The 15,173-nt window shown below is 48.9% G+C and carries 14 protein-coding genes; 9 read left to right on the top strand and 5 right to left on the bottom strand.

Annotation, left to right across the window (positions count from 1 at the left end; all coding sequences use genetic code 11):
• Window positions 1-15 precede the first annotated feature (15 nt).
• The 6 genes from orn (at window position 16) to MEALZ_RS04995 (ending at window position 8,925) form a co-directional block, all read left to right on the top strand.
• Window positions 16-561: an oligoribonuclease gene (gene orn, locus MEALZ_RS04970; protein ID WP_014147513.1), complete on the top strand. Its 546-nt coding sequence runs from the start codon at window positions 16-18 to the stop codon at window positions 559-561.
• Window positions 561-1,271: a fluoride efflux transporter CrcB gene (gene crcB / locus MEALZ_RS04975; protein ID WP_014147514.1), complete on the top strand. Its 711-nt coding sequence runs from the start codon at window positions 561-563 to the stop codon at window positions 1,269-1,271. Before orn ends, crcB begins: the two co-directional genes overlap by 1 nt.
• The gene (locus MEALZ_RS04980; RefSeq protein WP_014147515.1) at window positions 1,268-1,585 is read left to right on the top strand and encodes a DUF190 domain-containing protein; all 318 of its coding nucleotides are present in this window, start codon (window positions 1,268-1,270) and stop codon (window positions 1,583-1,585) included. The genes crcB and MEALZ_RS04980 overlap by 4 nt, the downstream gene beginning before the upstream one ends.
• Before the next feature lie 172 nt (window positions 1,586-1,757).
• Window positions 1,758-3,032: a serine--tRNA ligase gene (serS, locus tag MEALZ_RS04985; RefSeq protein WP_014147516.1), complete on the top strand. Its 1,275-nt coding sequence runs from the start codon at window positions 1,758-1,760 to the stop codon at window positions 3,030-3,032.
• Between the two features lie 650 nt (window positions 3,033-3,682).
• Window positions 3,683-4,492, top strand: coding sequence for a substrate-binding domain-containing protein (locus tag MEALZ_RS04990; RefSeq protein ID WP_014147517.1), 810 nt, complete (start codon window positions 3,683-3,685; stop codon window positions 4,490-4,492).
• A 287-nt stretch (window positions 4,493-4,779) separates the two neighbouring features.
• Window positions 4,780-8,925, top strand: a complete 4,146-nt coding sequence (locus tag MEALZ_RS04995) for an EAL domain-containing protein (RefSeq protein WP_014147518.1) — start codon at window positions 4,780-4,782, stop codon at window positions 8,923-8,925.
• A 34-nt stretch (window positions 8,926-8,959) separates the two neighbouring features.
• On the opposite strand, the gene soxX is transcribed toward MEALZ_RS04995, so the two are convergent.
• The 5 genes from soxX to MEALZ_RS05020 are packed head-to-tail and all read right to left on the bottom strand — an operon-like array spanning window position 8,960 to window position 11,784.
• The gene (gene soxX, locus MEALZ_RS05000) at window positions 8,960-9,322 is read right to left on the bottom strand and encodes a sulfur oxidation c-type cytochrome SoxX (RefSeq protein WP_014147519.1); all 363 of its coding nucleotides are present in this window, start codon (window positions 9,320-9,322) and stop codon (window positions 8,960-8,962) included.
• Window positions 9,319-9,945 carry a thiamine phosphate synthase gene (gene thiE, locus MEALZ_RS05005; protein WP_014147520.1) on the bottom strand — a complete coding sequence of 209 codons (627 nt, stop codon included), beginning with the start codon at window positions 9,943-9,945 and terminating at the stop codon, window positions 9,319-9,321. The genes soxX and thiE overlap by 4 nt, the downstream gene beginning before the upstream one ends.
• Window positions 9,942-10,733, bottom strand: a complete 792-nt coding sequence (thiD, locus tag MEALZ_RS05010; RefSeq protein WP_014147521.1) for a bifunctional hydroxymethylpyrimidine kinase/phosphomethylpyrimidine kinase — start codon at window positions 10,731-10,733, stop codon at window positions 9,942-9,944. The genes thiE and thiD overlap by 4 nt, the downstream gene beginning before the upstream one ends.
• 54 nt (window positions 10,734-10,787) lie before the next feature.
• On the bottom strand, window positions 10,788-11,213 hold the full coding sequence (gene hemJ, locus MEALZ_RS05015) for a protoporphyrinogen oxidase HemJ (RefSeq protein ID WP_014147522.1): 426 nt from the start codon (window positions 11,211-11,213) through the stop codon (window positions 10,788-10,790).
• A gap of 37 nt (window positions 11,214-11,250) precedes the next feature.
• Window positions 11,251-11,784: a peroxiredoxin family protein gene (locus MEALZ_RS05020; protein WP_014147523.1), complete on the bottom strand. Its 534-nt coding sequence runs from the start codon at window positions 11,782-11,784 to the stop codon at window positions 11,251-11,253.
• 148 nt (window positions 11,785-11,932) lie between these two features.
• Between MEALZ_RS05020 and serA the strand changes: the two genes are divergently transcribed.
• The 3 genes from serA to MEALZ_RS05035 are packed head-to-tail and all read left to right on the top strand — an operon-like array spanning window position 11,933 to window position 14,960.
• Complete coding sequence (serA, locus tag MEALZ_RS05025; protein ID WP_014147524.1) at window positions 11,933-13,516, top strand: phosphoglycerate dehydrogenase; 1,584 nt, start codon at window positions 11,933-11,935, stop codon at window positions 13,514-13,516.
• A complete protein-coding gene (locus MEALZ_RS05030) occupies window positions 13,513-14,154 on the top strand; it encodes an HAD-IB family phosphatase (protein ID WP_014147525.1) in 642 nt (213 codons plus the stop codon). Before serA ends, MEALZ_RS05030 begins: the two co-directional genes overlap by 4 nt.
• Window positions 14,155-14,207: 53 nt before the next feature.
• Window positions 14,208-14,960 carry a YebC/PmpR family DNA-binding transcriptional regulator gene (locus MEALZ_RS05035; RefSeq protein ID WP_014147526.1) on the top strand — a complete coding sequence of 251 codons (753 nt, stop codon included), beginning with the start codon at window positions 14,208-14,210 and terminating at the stop codon, window positions 14,958-14,960.
• The last annotated feature ends 213 nt before the right edge of the window (window positions 14,961-15,173 follow it).

The following is a 15,173-nucleotide window of genomic DNA, read 5'->3' on the forward strand; positions in this document are numbered from 1 at the left end:
ATACAGGGAATTAAAATGGAGCAAGTGTCATCTCGTCTGATTTGGATCGATCTCGAAATGACCGGTCTCGATCCGGATAACGATGCGATTATCGAGATTGCCACAATCGTTACCGATAAAGACCTTGAAATTCTAGCGAAAGGCCCGGTGTTGGCGATTTATCAAGATGAACAAGTACTGGCCAAAATGGACGAATGGAATCAAACGCATCATGGTCAATCAGGTCTACTCGAGCGGGTGCAAACATCGACCGTCGATGAAGCCGAAGCCGAATATCAAACTTTGGAGTTTTTAAAGCTATGGGTTCCCGAAGGCGTATCGCCGATGTGCGGTAACAGTATCGGCCAGGATCGGCGCTTTATGTATCGTTCGATGAAAAAACTCGAAGCTTATTTCCATTATCGTAATCTCGATGTTTCGACCCTGAAAGAACTTGCAGCCAGGTGGGCGCCTACGGTCAAGGACGGTTTCGTCAAGAAAGAAGCGCACCGTGCCTTAGACGACATTGTCGAATCGATCGAAGAACTCCGTTACTATCGGAAACATTTCATTAGATATTAATGTTAAATCAAGTTATTGCAGTCGCCGTGGGCGGGGCTTGCGGGTCCGTGCTTCGGTTTTTGGTGTCGACCGGCGTCTATCAATGGTTGGGGCGAGGCTTTCCGTACGGTACATTGGCGGTCAATGTAATGGGTTCCTTTTTGATGGGGCTGTTAGTCGAAGTATTGATACTGCAGCGCGTCGCGATGACCGTCGAATATCGGGCCGCGATTCTGGTCGGATTGTTCGGGTCGTTTACAACCTTCTCGACGTTTTCTTTGGAAACCGTCTATTTAATCGAGCAAGGCAGTTTCGGCAAGGCCGCGTTGAATATCGGCGTTAGCATCGCCGCTTGCTTAATTGCTGTTTGGATCGGCTTGCTAGGCGGACGCTTATTAATGCTTTATTCGGGCGGCGTGATTCGTTCGATGGGTTGGGCGTTTCCGTATGCGATGGCGACGATCAATGCGCTTGGCGCCCTATTGATCGGTTTGGTGGCTTCGTTAATCGTCGAAAAAATTGCTCTTTCGCCCGAATACCGCGCCGCTGTGATGATTATCGGTGCCGGCGCGTTCGTGACTTTTTCGGGCTTGTATTTGATTCTGTATTTGATTGAAGACGAGCATCCGCTCGACCTCAATGTGAATTGGATGCTAAGCGTTTTTTTGAGTAATGCGATTTTTTGCGGATTGGCGCTTTGGTCGGGTTATTGGATAGGGAAAAAGCTATGAAGTCGAAACCGGTAACTGTCGTTCGTATTTACGCATTGGAAGGCAAGGCAAACTCGGGCGAAATCGTCGATATGTTGCGCAATGAACAAGCGATTTCAGGCGTCAGTGTATTTCGAGCGATTGAAGGTTACGGAGAGGACCGGGAAATGCATACCACATCTTTGTTGGCGCTTTCCGTGGATTTGCCTGTGGTCGTCGAATTTTATGACGAGCCTGAGAAGGCCGAAAATGCGATCATCGCATTGCGGTCCCGGTTCGATTTGCCGCACATTGTCACCTGGCCGGCGGCCGCGCCTATCAGTGTCGATTCTTGATGTTTCATGATTTTAGAAATCTAGGATATACCTTTCGTACTTCAAATTTCGGCATTGTCGAAGGAGGCACTCCTGTGCCGAATTTTAATCTACGATGGGTATAATTATTCTATAAAAGCGTTCTTAGTACTCTTAGGAATACTTTTTTTATTAAAGGTAAAAAAAAGTCCAAATGTTAGATCCTCGTTTATTTAGATCCGATCTCGATTTTGTTCAACAGCAACTGAAGCGCCGTGCGTTCGAATTCAATGCGGCTTATTATTCCGAATTGGAGGCCAAGCGTAAGGCGATACAAGTCAAAACGCAGGACCTGCAAAACGAACGCAACAGCCGGTCGAAGTCGATCGGCAAGGCCAAAGCCAATGGCGAAGATATTCAGCCCTTGCTCGATCAGGTCCAACATTTAGGCGACCAGTTGAAAGCGGCGGAAACCGAACTCGGCGAAATCCAGTCCAAAATGACCGAATTGATGGAAGGGATTCCGAATATCTTGGACGATTCGGTGCCGGACGGTTGCGACGAGGAAAGTAACGTCGAAATTAGCCGATGGGGCGAGCCGGCGCAATTCGATTTCGAAGCGAAGGATCATGTCGAATTGGGCGCGAAAGTCGGCGGCATGGACTTCGAACTGGGCGCGAAGATTGCCAGTGCGCGTTTTGTCGTGTTGCAAGGACCGCTGGCGCGCTTGCAGCGGGCGCTTATTCAATTCATGCTCGATACGCACGTCAGCGAACATGGCTATACCGAAACCTATGTACCGTTTCTGGTCAATGCGCAGAGTTTGCGCGGTACCGGACAGTTACCGAAATTTGAGCAGGATTTATTCAAAGTCGGAAGCGAGCCGCCGTATTATCTGATCCCGACTGCCGAAGTGCCAGTGACCAATATCGTGCGCGACGAAATCGTCGATGCTAAGAATATGCCCTTGAAGTTCGTTTGTCATACGCCGTGTTTTCGAAGTGAAGCAGGTGCTTACGGCAAAGACGTCAAAGGCATGATTCGTCAGCATCAATTCGAAAAGGTCGAGCTGGTGCAGATCGTTAAGCCTGAAGAATCCGAGGCTGCTCATGAAGAATTGACCGGGCATGCCGAAACGATTCTGAAAAAACTTAAACTGCCGTATCGTAAAGTCTTGTTGTGTGCCGGCGATACAGGTTTTTCATCGGCGAAAACCTATGACTTGGAAGTATGGTTGCCGGGGCAGGGCGTCTATCGGGAGATTTCGTCATGCAGCAATTTCAAAGATTTTCAGGCAAGGCGCTTGCAGGCACGTTGGCGCAATCCCGAAACCGGCAAACCGGAATTGGTTCATACGCTGAACGGTTCCGGGTTAGCTGCCGGCAGAACCTTGATAGCAGTGATCGAAAATTATCAGGATGAGCAAGGTAGGATTCATGTGCCGGAAGTGTTGCGGCCTTATCTCGGCGGCATTGATGTCATTGAGTAATGTTGTTGAGCAGTAAGCAGTAAGCAGTGAATGGTGAATGGTGAATGGGCGGCTCTTGGAGTCCTTTGTGGGAGCGACGCCTTCGTCGCGACTGGCGAAGCCTAAGACGTTTAGCGGGGCGGGTGACTCAACCCGACCCGAACGTTCCGACAACTGTACCTCCGTTCAAGCAAAGCGATGGGTTTCCGCTTCGCTGCTACCCATCATAGAACTGCCGGAACGTTTAAGAAGGCGTTGCAAATCCCGTCCTGCCAAGTCAAAGCCAGTTCTTGAGCTTTCAACGCATACATGCCCTTTATTATCTGTAGTTCGGCTTAGTAAGAGGCTATGTTCGCGTTAATAGTTGATACTTTTGAACTTAAAGCCAACTTGAAACCCAAGGATTCAACTCTGAATAACTTTCCTTTTTTCAATATCGCGCCAATGGTTGAAAGGAGGGTACGGTTGCTCGATTGACAGGTGTCGGCGGCAGGGAAAGCCGCCGTCAAGCCTACATGGACGTATTTACGGCGTCCTGTTAAGCGAGTAATCGTACCCTCTTCCGCGCTCAGTGTATTGGAAAGCAATCATTGACTATTTCCTAAATGGTTTATTTAGTAGGAAAGCGGACTGTTTCAACTGCTAACGCGAACATAGCCTTGTAAAAAACCATGAAAATAATCAAACTATTATTCATACTCAGTTTTTTACTGATAGCTGACCATCTTCATGCCGAACCGATTCTTCGGATGTCTACGACTACCAGCACCGAACATTCGGGTTTGTTGGCGGTTTTGAACCCCGTATTCGAAAAACGGTACGGCGTCAAGGTGCATGTGATTGCGGTCGGAACCGGAAAAGCCCTGAAGTTGGGTGAAAACGGCGATGTCGATTTGATGCTAGTGCATGCGCCCGAAGCGGAAATAGCCTTTGTTAATGCCGGCTACGGTGTCGATCGTAGTCCTGTGATGTATAACGATTATGTTATCGTCGGTCCCGATGCCGATCCGGCTCGAGTCAGCGCTTCCGGATCGGTCAATGAAGCTTTTGAAAGAATAGCCCGGAGCCGGTCGGTATTTATTTCTCGTGGCGATGAGTCCGGCACGCATTTGAAGGAGAAGCAAATTTGGCGTGAGGTAGAAATCGAACCTCAAGGATCTTGGTATATATCGACCGGACAAGGCATGGGCGCCGTATTGCAAATGGCCGATCAAAAACGGGCCTACGCCTTGACCGACCGAGGCACATTCATTTCCTATCAAGATAAGGTCGAAATCGGCATCGTTTTCGATAATGATCCGACGTTATTCAATCCTTATCATCTCATTGCCGTCAACCCCAAACGCTATCCCACCGCTCAATACGAACTGGCTAGGCAATACATTGCATTCCTCACCGGCAAGCAAGGGCAATCATTGATAGCCGGCTTCAAACGGTCGGGGCAGCAATTGTTTTATCCGGATGCCGTTAATGTGCGGTGATGAATCAGATAAGCATTTTTGGCTTCCCACTTAAGGCGGGACAAAAGCACTAAGGATTAACCGTTCGCCTTGAGCTTGTCGACGGGTGGATGGTTAATTCGCCCATGGGTTCGACGGGGCTCTCCTGAGCGCAGCCGAAGGGCTCACCACGAACGGATTAACCTTAAACGGTCCCGCGTTTAGTGAGTACCGCTTTTTTGAGTAGTCGATTGCATTTTATGCGATTACTCATAAAGAATCGTTAAATATGCTAATCTTTGTGGTTTTATTACTATGACGGTTCAAGCATGATTGTTGTTGGCATTGGCGCATCTGCGGGCGGATTGGAGGCTTTGCTTCCTTTCGTATCGCATTTATCGCCGGATACCGGGATGAGTTTTATTGTGGTGCAGCATAGTTCGACTGATCAGCCTAGCTTGTTGGCCGAATTATTACGCAAAGAAACGACTCTGCCGGTTAACGAAGCTAAAAACGGCGCCCGATTACAGGCCAATACCATTTATGTCGCGCCTCACGATTTCGATATTGCAATCGACAACAACCATTTCAAATTAACCCGCCCCCCTTCTAATCAAGTTCCTAAGGCTTCAATCGATTATTTTTTCAAGAGTCTTGCCGAGTCATGCCAAGAGAAGGCAATAGCTCTTGTTTTTTCAGGAGCCGGTAGCGACGGCGCGAATGGCTTGAAAGCCGTCAAAGCGGCGGGCGGCATTACGATGGCTCAGCGCCCGGAGTCGGCTAAATTCAGCAGTATGCCGAAGGCCGCGATCGATTGTTCCGATGTCGATTTGATTGTCGAGCCGGCGGAGGCCGCCGGAAAATTGGCCGCGATAGCGCGTAATTTCGAAAAGAACCTAGGAAACAATCCTGCGCAAGGTACGCCGGATGCGGTCAACTTGTTGATCGACCGCATCTTGAATACGACTGGAATGGATTTCGTGAATTACAAAAGCAGTACGATAAACCGGCAAATCCATCGCCGAATGGCTATTTTGCAAATCGAAGACTTCAATGAATATGTCGGGTTTTGTTTGGAAAACACAGAAGAGCTGTCGCGTTTGGCTTACAGCTTCTTGGTTTGCGTAACGTCGTTTTTTCGAGACGAACAGTCATTCGAGGCATTGAGAGAATCACTCAAAACGATCGTCAACAGTAAGTCGCCAGGCGACGAAATTCGTATTTGGGTGCCCGGCTGTGCGACCGGCGAGGAGGCTTATTCGATTGCGATGTTGTTAATGGAAGAGCTCGGTGCTGCAATTTCCCGCTATCGGGTGCAGATTTACGGCACCGATATCAACGCCAATGCGATACGAATCGCCCGGAGAGGCGAGTATAACGAAATCGCCTTACAGGGTTTAAGCCGAGAATTTCGCGAAAAGTATTTTTTGCCGCTGGAGCAAGGTTTTAGTATCAATCGGAGTCTGCGGGATTTAGTTATTTTTTCGCGTCAGGATTTAATCAAGAATCCGCCATTTATTCGCCTGGATTTAATCAGCTGTCGCAATCTTTTGATTTATCTAAACCAGACGCTGCAAGAACAGGTGCTCAAGAATTTTCATTATTCATTGCTGAGTAGCGGGATTCTGTTTCTCGGGCAGGCCGAATCGCTATGGAAACTTAACGATGCTTTCACTCGGCTCGACCGTAATAATAAGTTATTCGTAAAAAACAGCACGCTCGTCATTCGTCCCGATTTAAATGCCAAAAAAATGATCGATTTTGCATTGACGGAAAATGACGGTGGCAGCAATCCGATTTTCCCGGCCCACAGGATAGTGGGTCAGGATAAGCTATTTGAAAAATATGTGCCGCCCAGTATTCTTTCGACGCGAGAGGGGCGCGTTCTCGAGTTTTATAATCACTGCGACGATTTTATTAAAATTCGGCAAGGTAAGGCGGATTTTAATTTATTTTCGATCATCGATCCGGTGTTCAAAACCGAACTGAGAGCATTCTGTCATCAGGCGTTATCCAATAATAAACCTGTCAAGAGTCCGCCATTGACCTTGGTTTCCGAAGGCAAGAATTATCATTATCGGATTTCGGTTACGCCGGTTTACCATCAGCTGGCTAACGATAGCTTATTGCTGATTTCATTCGAGCCCGTTGCCGAACACTCCAATATTAGCACCCCTGATCGTGAGGCGGCGCTATGTATTACCGAATTGGAGCATGAGCTGCAAACGACTCGCGAGACGTTGCGAACCGTGACCGAAGCGTTGGATAACTCGGTCGGCGAATGGCAAGTCATGCATGAAGAAGCGCAGGCAACCAACGAAGAACTCCAGTCGACTAATGAAGAGTTGGAAACGTCTAACGAGGAGTTGCAATCGATCAACGAGGAATTAACCTTGGTGAACGATGAATTGACCGTTAAAACGAAGGAGTTAGGCCAGTTAAACGACGATTTGAGAAATATACTGGAAAGCATCGAAATGGCCGTGATCGTGATCGATAGTCGGATGCGAATCACGCGTTATAACGGAGTCGGCCAGCGTTTTCTTCAACTTAGTTCGATGGCAAACGGTAAGCTCACAATCGAATCGTTGGAAATATTATTCGGTTGTGAAAATCTAGTCGGCCCGGTGCAACAAGTGATACAGACACAACGGAGTGTCTTGATAAAGAAAGAAAAACAGGGGCTGCATTACGATCTCACGCTTTATCCCTACCGGAGATTAGCCGGTAATGAAGTGACAGGAGCTGTGTTGACCATCGAGGATATTACTTCGCAATATTTAGCCGAACAGCAAATTCGTCTATCGGCCAGTGTGTTCGATGCCGCTAATGAAGCCATCGTGATTACCGACGAAAATAACCGGATTATTTCAGTCAATCCGGCATTCACTGAAATTACAGGCTACAGCAGGAACGAAGTATTGGGAAAAGACCCGAAAATACTCAATTCCGGTAAGCAGACGAAGTCGTTTTACCGAAATCTTTGGCATACTCTTGAGGAATCGGGAAGTTGGCAGGGCGAGATCTGGAACAAACGCAAGAATGGCGAGATTTACCCGGAATGGCTGTCGATTAGCGCATTGAAAGAAGCGGAAGGAGGGGTTTCGAAATATGTCGGTATTTTTTCGGATATCGGCGACTCGCTGCGGGCTCAGCAATTGATTCATCAGCAGGCTAATTTCGATGCGCTCACCCAATTGCCTAATCGTAACTTGTTTTATGATCGATTACAGCAGGCTATTACTAAAGCGCAACGTGAACGAAAGCTATTCGGTCTTATGTTTATCGATCTTGACGGCTTTAAGGATATCAATGATGCGCTTGGGCATTCGCTTGGCGATCGCGTGTTGCAGGAAGTTGCCGCACGCATGGCGCATGTCTTCAGGGAGTCCGATACCTTTGCCAGGTTTGGCGGGGATGAATTTACGGTGCTTGTCCCCAATTTGGAGTCGGAAACCGATATGATCGCACCGACCGAAAAAATACTTGAAGCTATTCAAATGCCGATTCAAGCGGACGATCATGAGCTCAATATTACGGCCAGTGTCGGCATCACGATTTATCCGAATGATGGACGAGAGGCCGAAACATTGCTTAAAAATGCCGATAATGCGATGTATTCGGCCAAGGCGGAGGGGCGCAACGCCTATCGCTTTTTTACCCAAGAAATGCATGAGAAGGCGCAGCGTCAGCATCGTATCGTCAACGATATTAAAAATGCAGTTAAATTCGAACGTTTTATCGTTTATTATCAACCGGTCGTCGACTTGCAAAGCCAGAATTTATGCGGCGCAGAGGCTTTAATCCGCTGGCAACATCCGGTGAGAGGGTTTATTTCGCCGGATGAGTTTATTCCGGTTGCCGAAAGTTTGAATCTTATCGGGCAGATTGGCGAGTTCGTGTTAGCCAAGGCTTGTCATTTTATTGCCGGTTTGAATAGCGAATTGGGGGCCGACTTATCGATCGCAGTCAATTTTTCTTCGCTACAATTTGTTAACGGCAGTTGTGTCGATAAATGGCTGGATATGATCAACGAGAGCGGTGTCGGTGCGAGTAATTTCGTTGTTGAAATAACCGAAAGCTTGATGATGAGCCACAAGGAGCATTATATTCGGCAATTGCAAAAACTGAGGTCTCAGGGCATTAAAATCGCATTGGATGATTTCGGCACCGGTTTTTCATCGCTCAGTTATTTGAAAAAACTGCCGGTCGATATTATCAAAATCGACCGGACTTTCATAAGGGATATACTGGTCGATCCGAGTGACGCTTCGCTCGTCGAGTCGATTCTCGATATCGCTAATAACTTTCGGCTCGAAGTCATTGCCGAAGGTGTCGAAGACGAAGGGCAGGCTGAATTTCTCAAGGCTCGTCCATGTGCTTACGCGCAAGGTTATTACTACAGTAAACCGTTGCCCGAGGACGAGTTCAAACAGTTCGCGATGGGCAAAAGAGTGTGTGACAAGATCACGTAACAGTTTTATCCGCAGCCCATCGCGCGGGGTATAGTTATTCGAGCGACCATAAATAGTCGACTACATGATCGAGCTCTTCGTCGGTCAGTATTTTATTGCGTCCGTATGGCGGCATGCTGGTTTCCGGATTGAAAACGCTCGCATCTCGGAGTTGTTGTTTCAATTGTTGCCGAGTTTTGAAGCGGGTGCTCAGGTCGCTTAGCGGCGGACCGATATTGCCGGGCGATTCGCCGTCTTCGATGGCATGGCAGGCAAGGCAATTGCCTTTGTCTCGGTCGAAAGCTAATTGTTTGCCTTGTTGTCGTATTGGGCCGGTATTCGCGGCGCAGGCCGTTATTAGTAAGGGCACAAGTACAGCATATTGGCCGAAACCAAGCAAAGGCTGCGATTTGGTCATGAGTTTGAGCGCTCGAATAATGAGTTAAGCATTTTTGCCGATTGCTCAGTATCTCGGCCATACAGGCCACCGACCACGGCCAGCAAATCGGCGCCGGCATCGATAAGTAGATTGCCGTTTTCAGGTAGGATGCCGCCGATCGCGACGATAGGAATCGTCAATTTGTGCTTGGCAAGTTGCAGTGTTTCCAGTTTTGCCGGTGAGGCAAGCGGTTTGGTGCCGGAAGCAAAAAAGCGTCCGAATGCTGCGTAACTGGCGCCTAACTTTTCGGCTTCTAGGGCTCGCTCGATACTGTCGTAACAAGAAATGCCGACGATGGCATTGACTCCAAGGCGATGTCTGGCTATGACAATATCTTCATCATCCTTACCGAGATGAACGCCGTCCGCGCCGATCGTTGCAGCCAGCTCGATATCGTCATTGACGATCAAGGGTACATTGGCCGCATGACAAGTTTCGAGTAGCGCCTTGGCGAGTTTCAAGGTGTCGGAAGGGTTTTTGTCTCGGTATTGCACCATCACCGCGCCGCCGCGTATCGCTGCGGCAACTTCTTCAATGATGGTTTCAACCGTTTTGTCATCGGTTTGGGTAATCGCGTAAAGCCCGCGTTTAGGCATGTTCATGCGTCGTTTTCCATCCAAAAAAGTCGATTCGGGTTGTGCTGGCCTTTTCCGGGCCGATAAGCATTCTCCAGAGCGTTCCAGGTATAGTCTTGAGCTTCGTTGACCGCTGAAAATGGCGCGAGTCCATGGGCGATCATTGCGGCAATCGCGGATGCCAGTGTGCAGCCGGAGCCGTGATAACTGTGCGGCAGACGTTCCCAATGAAACGACTCGAGTAGCGCGCCGTCATGATACAGCCGGTTGCACACGGTGTCGCTTTGTTCGTGCGTGCCGGTGATCAATACATATTGGCAACCTTTGTCTAATAAACTCAACGCGGCGTCATTGAGATCTTGTCGGCCGCTCAGTTTTCGTGCTTCGATGCTATTGGGCGTCAGTACGGTTGTGCACGGCAATAACAGGTCGTTGATCGCGTCTATCAACTGCACGCCGGCTAGTTCGGTGCCGCCGCCGGCCGCCAGAACCGGATCGAGAACGACCGGAATGTTGGGATGTTGCTCAAGAATCGTGTGAATGGCCTTGGCGGTTTCATGATGACCGATCAGGCCGATTTTGATGGCTTGTATCGATAAGTCAGCCAATAGGGTATTGGCTTGGTCAACGATGTCGCCGGGTTTTTGCGGAATGAGTTTTTTGACATTACTCGTATCTTGCTCGGTCAATGCCGTTATGATGCTGGCGGGATGGCAGCGGTGGCTGTTCAAGGTTTCGATATCGGCTTGTATGCCGGCCCCGCCGCTGGGATCGTGGCCGGAAAAGCAAAGAACGGTAGGTTGTGTAGTGGTCATGGAATGATTATTTGGCTGGTTTGAAAAATTGGCGCGGAATATGCTTATCGCAGATCAAAACGGTTTAACGACGGCCAGTATCACGATGCCGACTAAAAATAGTACCGGCACTTCGTTCATCCAACGGTAATAAACATGAGAGCGGCGGTTGCGGTCGTGTTTGAAGTCGAATAGCCAAATGCCGCAGAAAACATGATAGACCAGCAGTAACAACAGCAAGGTCAATTTGGCATGTAGCCAGCCGCTTTGTCCGTAAAGCGCCCAAGCATAATCGACCAGCATCCAGATGCCGAAGATAAACGTGACGATCATACCCGGCGTCATGATGCCGAAAAATAGTTTTCGTTCCATGACTTTGAAACGTTCGTTGCTGATGTCGTCGCTACTCATCGCGTGATAAACGAATAGACGCGGCAAATAGAATAAACCCGCGAACCAGGTAACCATGAAGATTAGATGTAAAGCTTTTAACCAGAGCATAAATCAACCTTTTAGTTGTGTGCGATGAGGAGAGCATTTAACCATGAAGATTCTCGTTCTCAAGCTGGAGCTTGGGAACGAGGTAAGAATCAATGCGACTTTTCATATCCTTTAGGTCGAATGCGCCTATTTTATGCAAAGCAATCGTGCCGTCCGGCTTAATCAAAAAGGTTGTCGGGGTTAAGCGCACGTCGCCGAAGGCCTTTGCGTGTTCGGCTTGCAGATCTAGCGCGACTTTGTAAGGTAATTGCTTGGCGCGGGTCATTTCGACGACATGGTTAGGTGGGTCATAGTACATTGCTACCGCTATTATTTCCAAGCCGCGCTCATGATACTCCCGGTACAATTCGATCAAATGCGGAATTTCTTTGATGCAGCCAGGGCAGTCGGTAGCCCAGAAGGTGACGATGACCGGTTTGCCCTGCCAATCCTTCAGTTTGATTTTTTCTCCGGTAATACTCATGAACGTAATGTCGGGAGCCGTCATCGATGCCGGGTTGATCGTGATCCAGGCGACTGATGCTATTAAACCTGCGACGATCAAGCCGATGAACCATTCTTTGGTTTTCATGGGGTTTTTAATGTTTTGTTGGAATTTTGACAGTGCTTGCGATCGAAATCGATCTCGAACTGTCTTTTTTGCTTGATTACGATTAACCGATTATAGCAAAGCTGTTAAGCTATGCACTTTCTGAGCCCCATTTCAAGACTTTACATTCATGTACAAAATACTCATCTCCGACAAGTTGGCTGAAGCCGGCATTAACTATTTGAATGATCGAGACGATATTCATATTCATATCGAAACCGGACTTAACGAAGACGGTCTTTGCGAGATAATCGGCGATTTCGATGCCTTGTTGATTCGTAGCGATACTAAAGTGACCGAGAAAGTACTCAAAGCGGCTTCTCGTTTGAAAGTTGTCGGTCGCGCCGGTATCGGCGTCGATAATGTCGATTTGGCCGCCGCAACCGAACAAGGCGTCATCGTTATGAATACGCCCGATGCCAATGCGACGACTACCGCCGAGTTGGCGATTGCGCATTTGTTGTCGCTGAGTCGTCATTTGCCGTTTGCCGACAGGTCGATTCGCGCAGGGAAATGGGAGCGTTCCAAGTTAATGGGCTCCGAAGTGGCGCATAAGACGTTGTCGATACTCGGTTTCGGCACGATTGGGCGCATCGTTTCTCAACGGGCTTTAGGATTGGGAATGCAGGTCATCGCATACGATCCGTTCGTTACCCCGGAAATCTTCGAAAGTTACGGGGTTAAACCGGTTGATCTCGACCAGTTGATCGAAAAAGCCGATTATTTGACCTTGCATTGTCCGTTGATCGAAAAAACCAAAAACATCATCGGGCGCAATCAATTGGCTCGAATGAAAAAGAGTGCGATGCTGATTAACTGCGCCCGAGGCGGTTTGATCGACGAAGCCGCTCTTTACGATGCGCTCGTCAATAATGATATCGCCGGAGCGGCGTTGGATGTTTACGAACATGAACCACCGGTCAATTCGCCGTTGTTGACGTTGGACAATATTGTTTTTACGCCGCATCTGGGCGCATCGACCAGTGAAGCTCAAGTCGCGGTTAGTGTCGAAATCGCGAGGCAGGCCGTGACCTATTTAACGACCGGCGAGGCGGTCAATGCGCTCAATTTGCCGAGAATGTCTGCCGAGCAGTTGAAAAAAGCCAGCCAGTTTATGAGATTGGCTAATATCCTCGGCAAGGTCTTGGCCAATTTGGCGACGAAACCGATCGAACGGGTCGAGGTCGCTTTATTCGGCAAGGCGTCCGAAGTTGAGGCGCGTCCGGTATCGGTCGAGGCTTTGGTCGGTTTGTTGGCCGGTAAATTATCGACGCCGGTTAATCGGGTCAATGCCGAAAAAATCGCCAAACGGCAAGGTATCGCCTTAGTCGAGTCGAAAACCGAGGAAACACACGATTATTTGTCGTTGGTGAAAGTCACCGGATTTTGCGGAGATCAATCGATTTCCTTATCCGGAACACTACTCGGCGAATCGCATCCGCGCTTGGTTCAAGTCGATCGCTTCGAAATAGAAGTCGTTCCCGAAGGTACTCTTATTGTGACTCGTCACGATGACAAGCCGGGCGTCATTTCGGCCATTAGTGCGGTGCTCGGCAATTCCAATATCAATATCACGCGCATGGAAGTCAGCGCGGCTGACGAAGAAGAGCGAGCCATGGCTGTGATCAGCATTTCCGAGCCTTTAACCGATGAAATACTGGGCCAGTTGTGCGATGTCCCGGCTGTTTGCCAAGCGACGCAGATTATTTTATGAGATTCGATCGAATTTGTTTCGATTTCGACAGCACCTTGAGTCGGATTGAAGGCATTGACGAGTTGGCCGATCGCTTAGGGCAAGGCGATGCTATTGCTAAATTGACCGATGCCGCGATGAATGGCGAAGTGCCGCTAGAGGCCGTGTACGGACAACGTTTGGATTTGATCAAGCCGGACCGAGCGGCAATCGACTGGCTGGCCGAGCGATATCTGAGCGAAATTGTCGACGGCGTTACCGAATTATTTGCCAGATTACGCGCCGATTGCTGCGAAGTCTATATCGTTAGCGGCGGCATTCGACAGTCTATTTTACCGATGGCGGCATTTTTGAATGTGCCGGAGAGTCATGTGCATGCGGTCGATGTTTTTTTTAATGAAGACGGGACTTATATCGATTTCGACCGCGATTCGGTTTTAGCGAGAGCCGGCGGTAAAGCCGAAATCTGTACGCGTTTAAAACAGAATGGTTTGTCGCTGGCAATGGTTGGCGACGGCAATACCGACTTGGAAGCGAAGCAGGCCGGAGCATGTTTTATCGGTTTTGGCGGTGTAGTCGACCGGCCTAAGGTTCGGGAGCACGCTGATTACTACGTTGACGATGCGTCATTGCTCGGTGTGCTTAGATTTATTTCTTAACTGATGGCGAAATGTTAAAATCCGCCGTTTTTTAAAAGTTTTAGAGAGACGCAATGGCTGGACACAGTAAATGGGCAAATATCAAGCATAGGAAGGCCGGGCAGGATGCCAAGCGCGGCAAAATTTTTACCAAAATGATTCGTGAAATTTCAGTTGCGGCAAAGGCGGGCGGCGGCGATCCGGCTTCGAATCCGACCTTGCGCACCGCGATCGATAAGGCGCTGGGCGCCAATATGAAGCGCGATACGATCGACAATACGATCAAAAAAGCAACCGGAGCGCTGGAAGCTGAAAATTACGAGGAAGTACGCTATGAAGGCTACGGACCTGCCGGTGTCGCGATCATGGTCGATTGTTTGACCGATAATCGAAATCGTACGGTCGGCGAGGTGCGCCATGCCTTCAGTAAGGCGGGCGGTAATCTCGGTACCGACGGTTCGGTAGCTTATTTGTTCAACAAAGTCGGCATTATCAGTTTTCCGGATTCGGTCGATGAGGATGCAGTGATTGAAGCAGCGCTCGAAGCCGGAGCCGATGATGTCGTGACCAATGAAGATGGGTCTATCGACGTCATCACGGCACCGGAGAGTTATATGGACGTCAAGGAAGCGTTGATTGCGAAAGATTTCAAGCCGGAAAATTCCGAGATAACGATGCAACCTTCGACCAGTGCCGAGTTGAACGCCGAGGAAGCCGAAAAGTTGATGCGGCTGATCGACCGGCTCGAGGATTTGGACGATGTGCAAAACGTCTATTCGAATGCCGATATCAGCGATGAAATCATGGAGCAAATGTCCACTGGTTGATTGCTTTCCGATTCATAAGTCTATTTTCCTAACGTTCATGAAGGCCTGGCCATCGCCCCGGCAAATGAAAGTTCTCTGGTGGGGAGGGTGCGGTCACTCGCCCGACAGGACGCCGTGAACCCAGCACCTAAATTATGCGAGATAGTTATCATAGCCAAAGGGCTATGGAATTTAGGTGCTGGGTGAATACGTCCATGTAGGCTCGACGGCCGG

This window comes from Methylotuvimicrobium alcaliphilum 20Z (genome assembly GCF_000968535.2).
Classification (GTDB): Bacteria; Pseudomonadota; Gammaproteobacteria; order Methylococcales; family Methylomonadaceae; genus Methylotuvimicrobium; species Methylotuvimicrobium alcaliphilum.

Excerpts from the sequence above, each read along its gene's own strand:
- crcB (WP_014147514.1), top strand. The coding sequence starts at position 561 with ATGTTAAATCAAGTTATTGCAGTCGCCGTGGGCGGGGCTTGCGGGTCC.
- orn (WP_014147513.1), top strand. The coding sequence starts at position 16 with ATGGAGCAAGTGTCATCTCGTCTGATTTGGATCGATCTCGAAATGACC.
- MEALZ_RS05030 (WP_014147525.1), top strand. The coding sequence starts at position 13,513 with ATGAGATTCGATCGAATTTGTTTCGATTTCGACAGCACCTTGAGTCGG.
- MEALZ_RS04990 (WP_014147517.1), top strand. The coding sequence starts at position 3,683 with ATGAAAATAATCAAACTATTATTCATACTCAGTTTTTTACTGATAGCT.
- serA (WP_014147524.1), top strand. The coding sequence starts at position 11,933 with ATGTACAAAATACTCATCTCCGACAAGTTGGCTGAAGCCGGCATTAAC.
- MEALZ_RS05020 (WP_014147523.1), bottom strand. The coding sequence starts at position 11,784 with ATGAAAACCAAAGAATGGTTCATCGGCTTGATCGTCGCAGGTTTAATA.
- soxX (WP_014147519.1), bottom strand. The coding sequence starts at position 9,322 with ATGACCAAATCGCAGCCTTTGCTTGGTTTCGGCCAATATGCTGTACTT.
- MEALZ_RS05035 (WP_014147526.1), top strand. The coding sequence starts at position 14,208 with ATGGCTGGACACAGTAAATGGGCAAATATCAAGCATAGGAAGGCCGGG.
- thiD (WP_014147521.1), bottom strand. The coding sequence starts at position 10,733 with ATGACCACTACACAACCTACCGTTCTTTGCTTTTCCGGCCACGATCCC.
- thiE (WP_014147520.1), bottom strand. The coding sequence starts at position 9,945 with ATGAACATGCCTAAACGCGGGCTTTACGCGATTACCCAAACCGATGAC.
- hemJ (WP_014147522.1), bottom strand. The coding sequence starts at position 11,213 with ATGCTCTGGTTAAAAGCTTTACATCTAATCTTCATGGTTACCTGGTTC.
- MEALZ_RS04980 (WP_014147515.1), top strand. The coding sequence starts at position 1,268 with ATGAAGTCGAAACCGGTAACTGTCGTTCGTATTTACGCATTGGAAGGC.
- MEALZ_RS04995 (WP_014147518.1), top strand. The coding sequence starts at position 4,780 with ATGATTGTTGTTGGCATTGGCGCATCTGCGGGCGGATTGGAGGCTTTG.
- serS (WP_014147516.1), top strand. The coding sequence starts at position 1,758 with ATGTTAGATCCTCGTTTATTTAGATCCGATCTCGATTTTGTTCAACAG.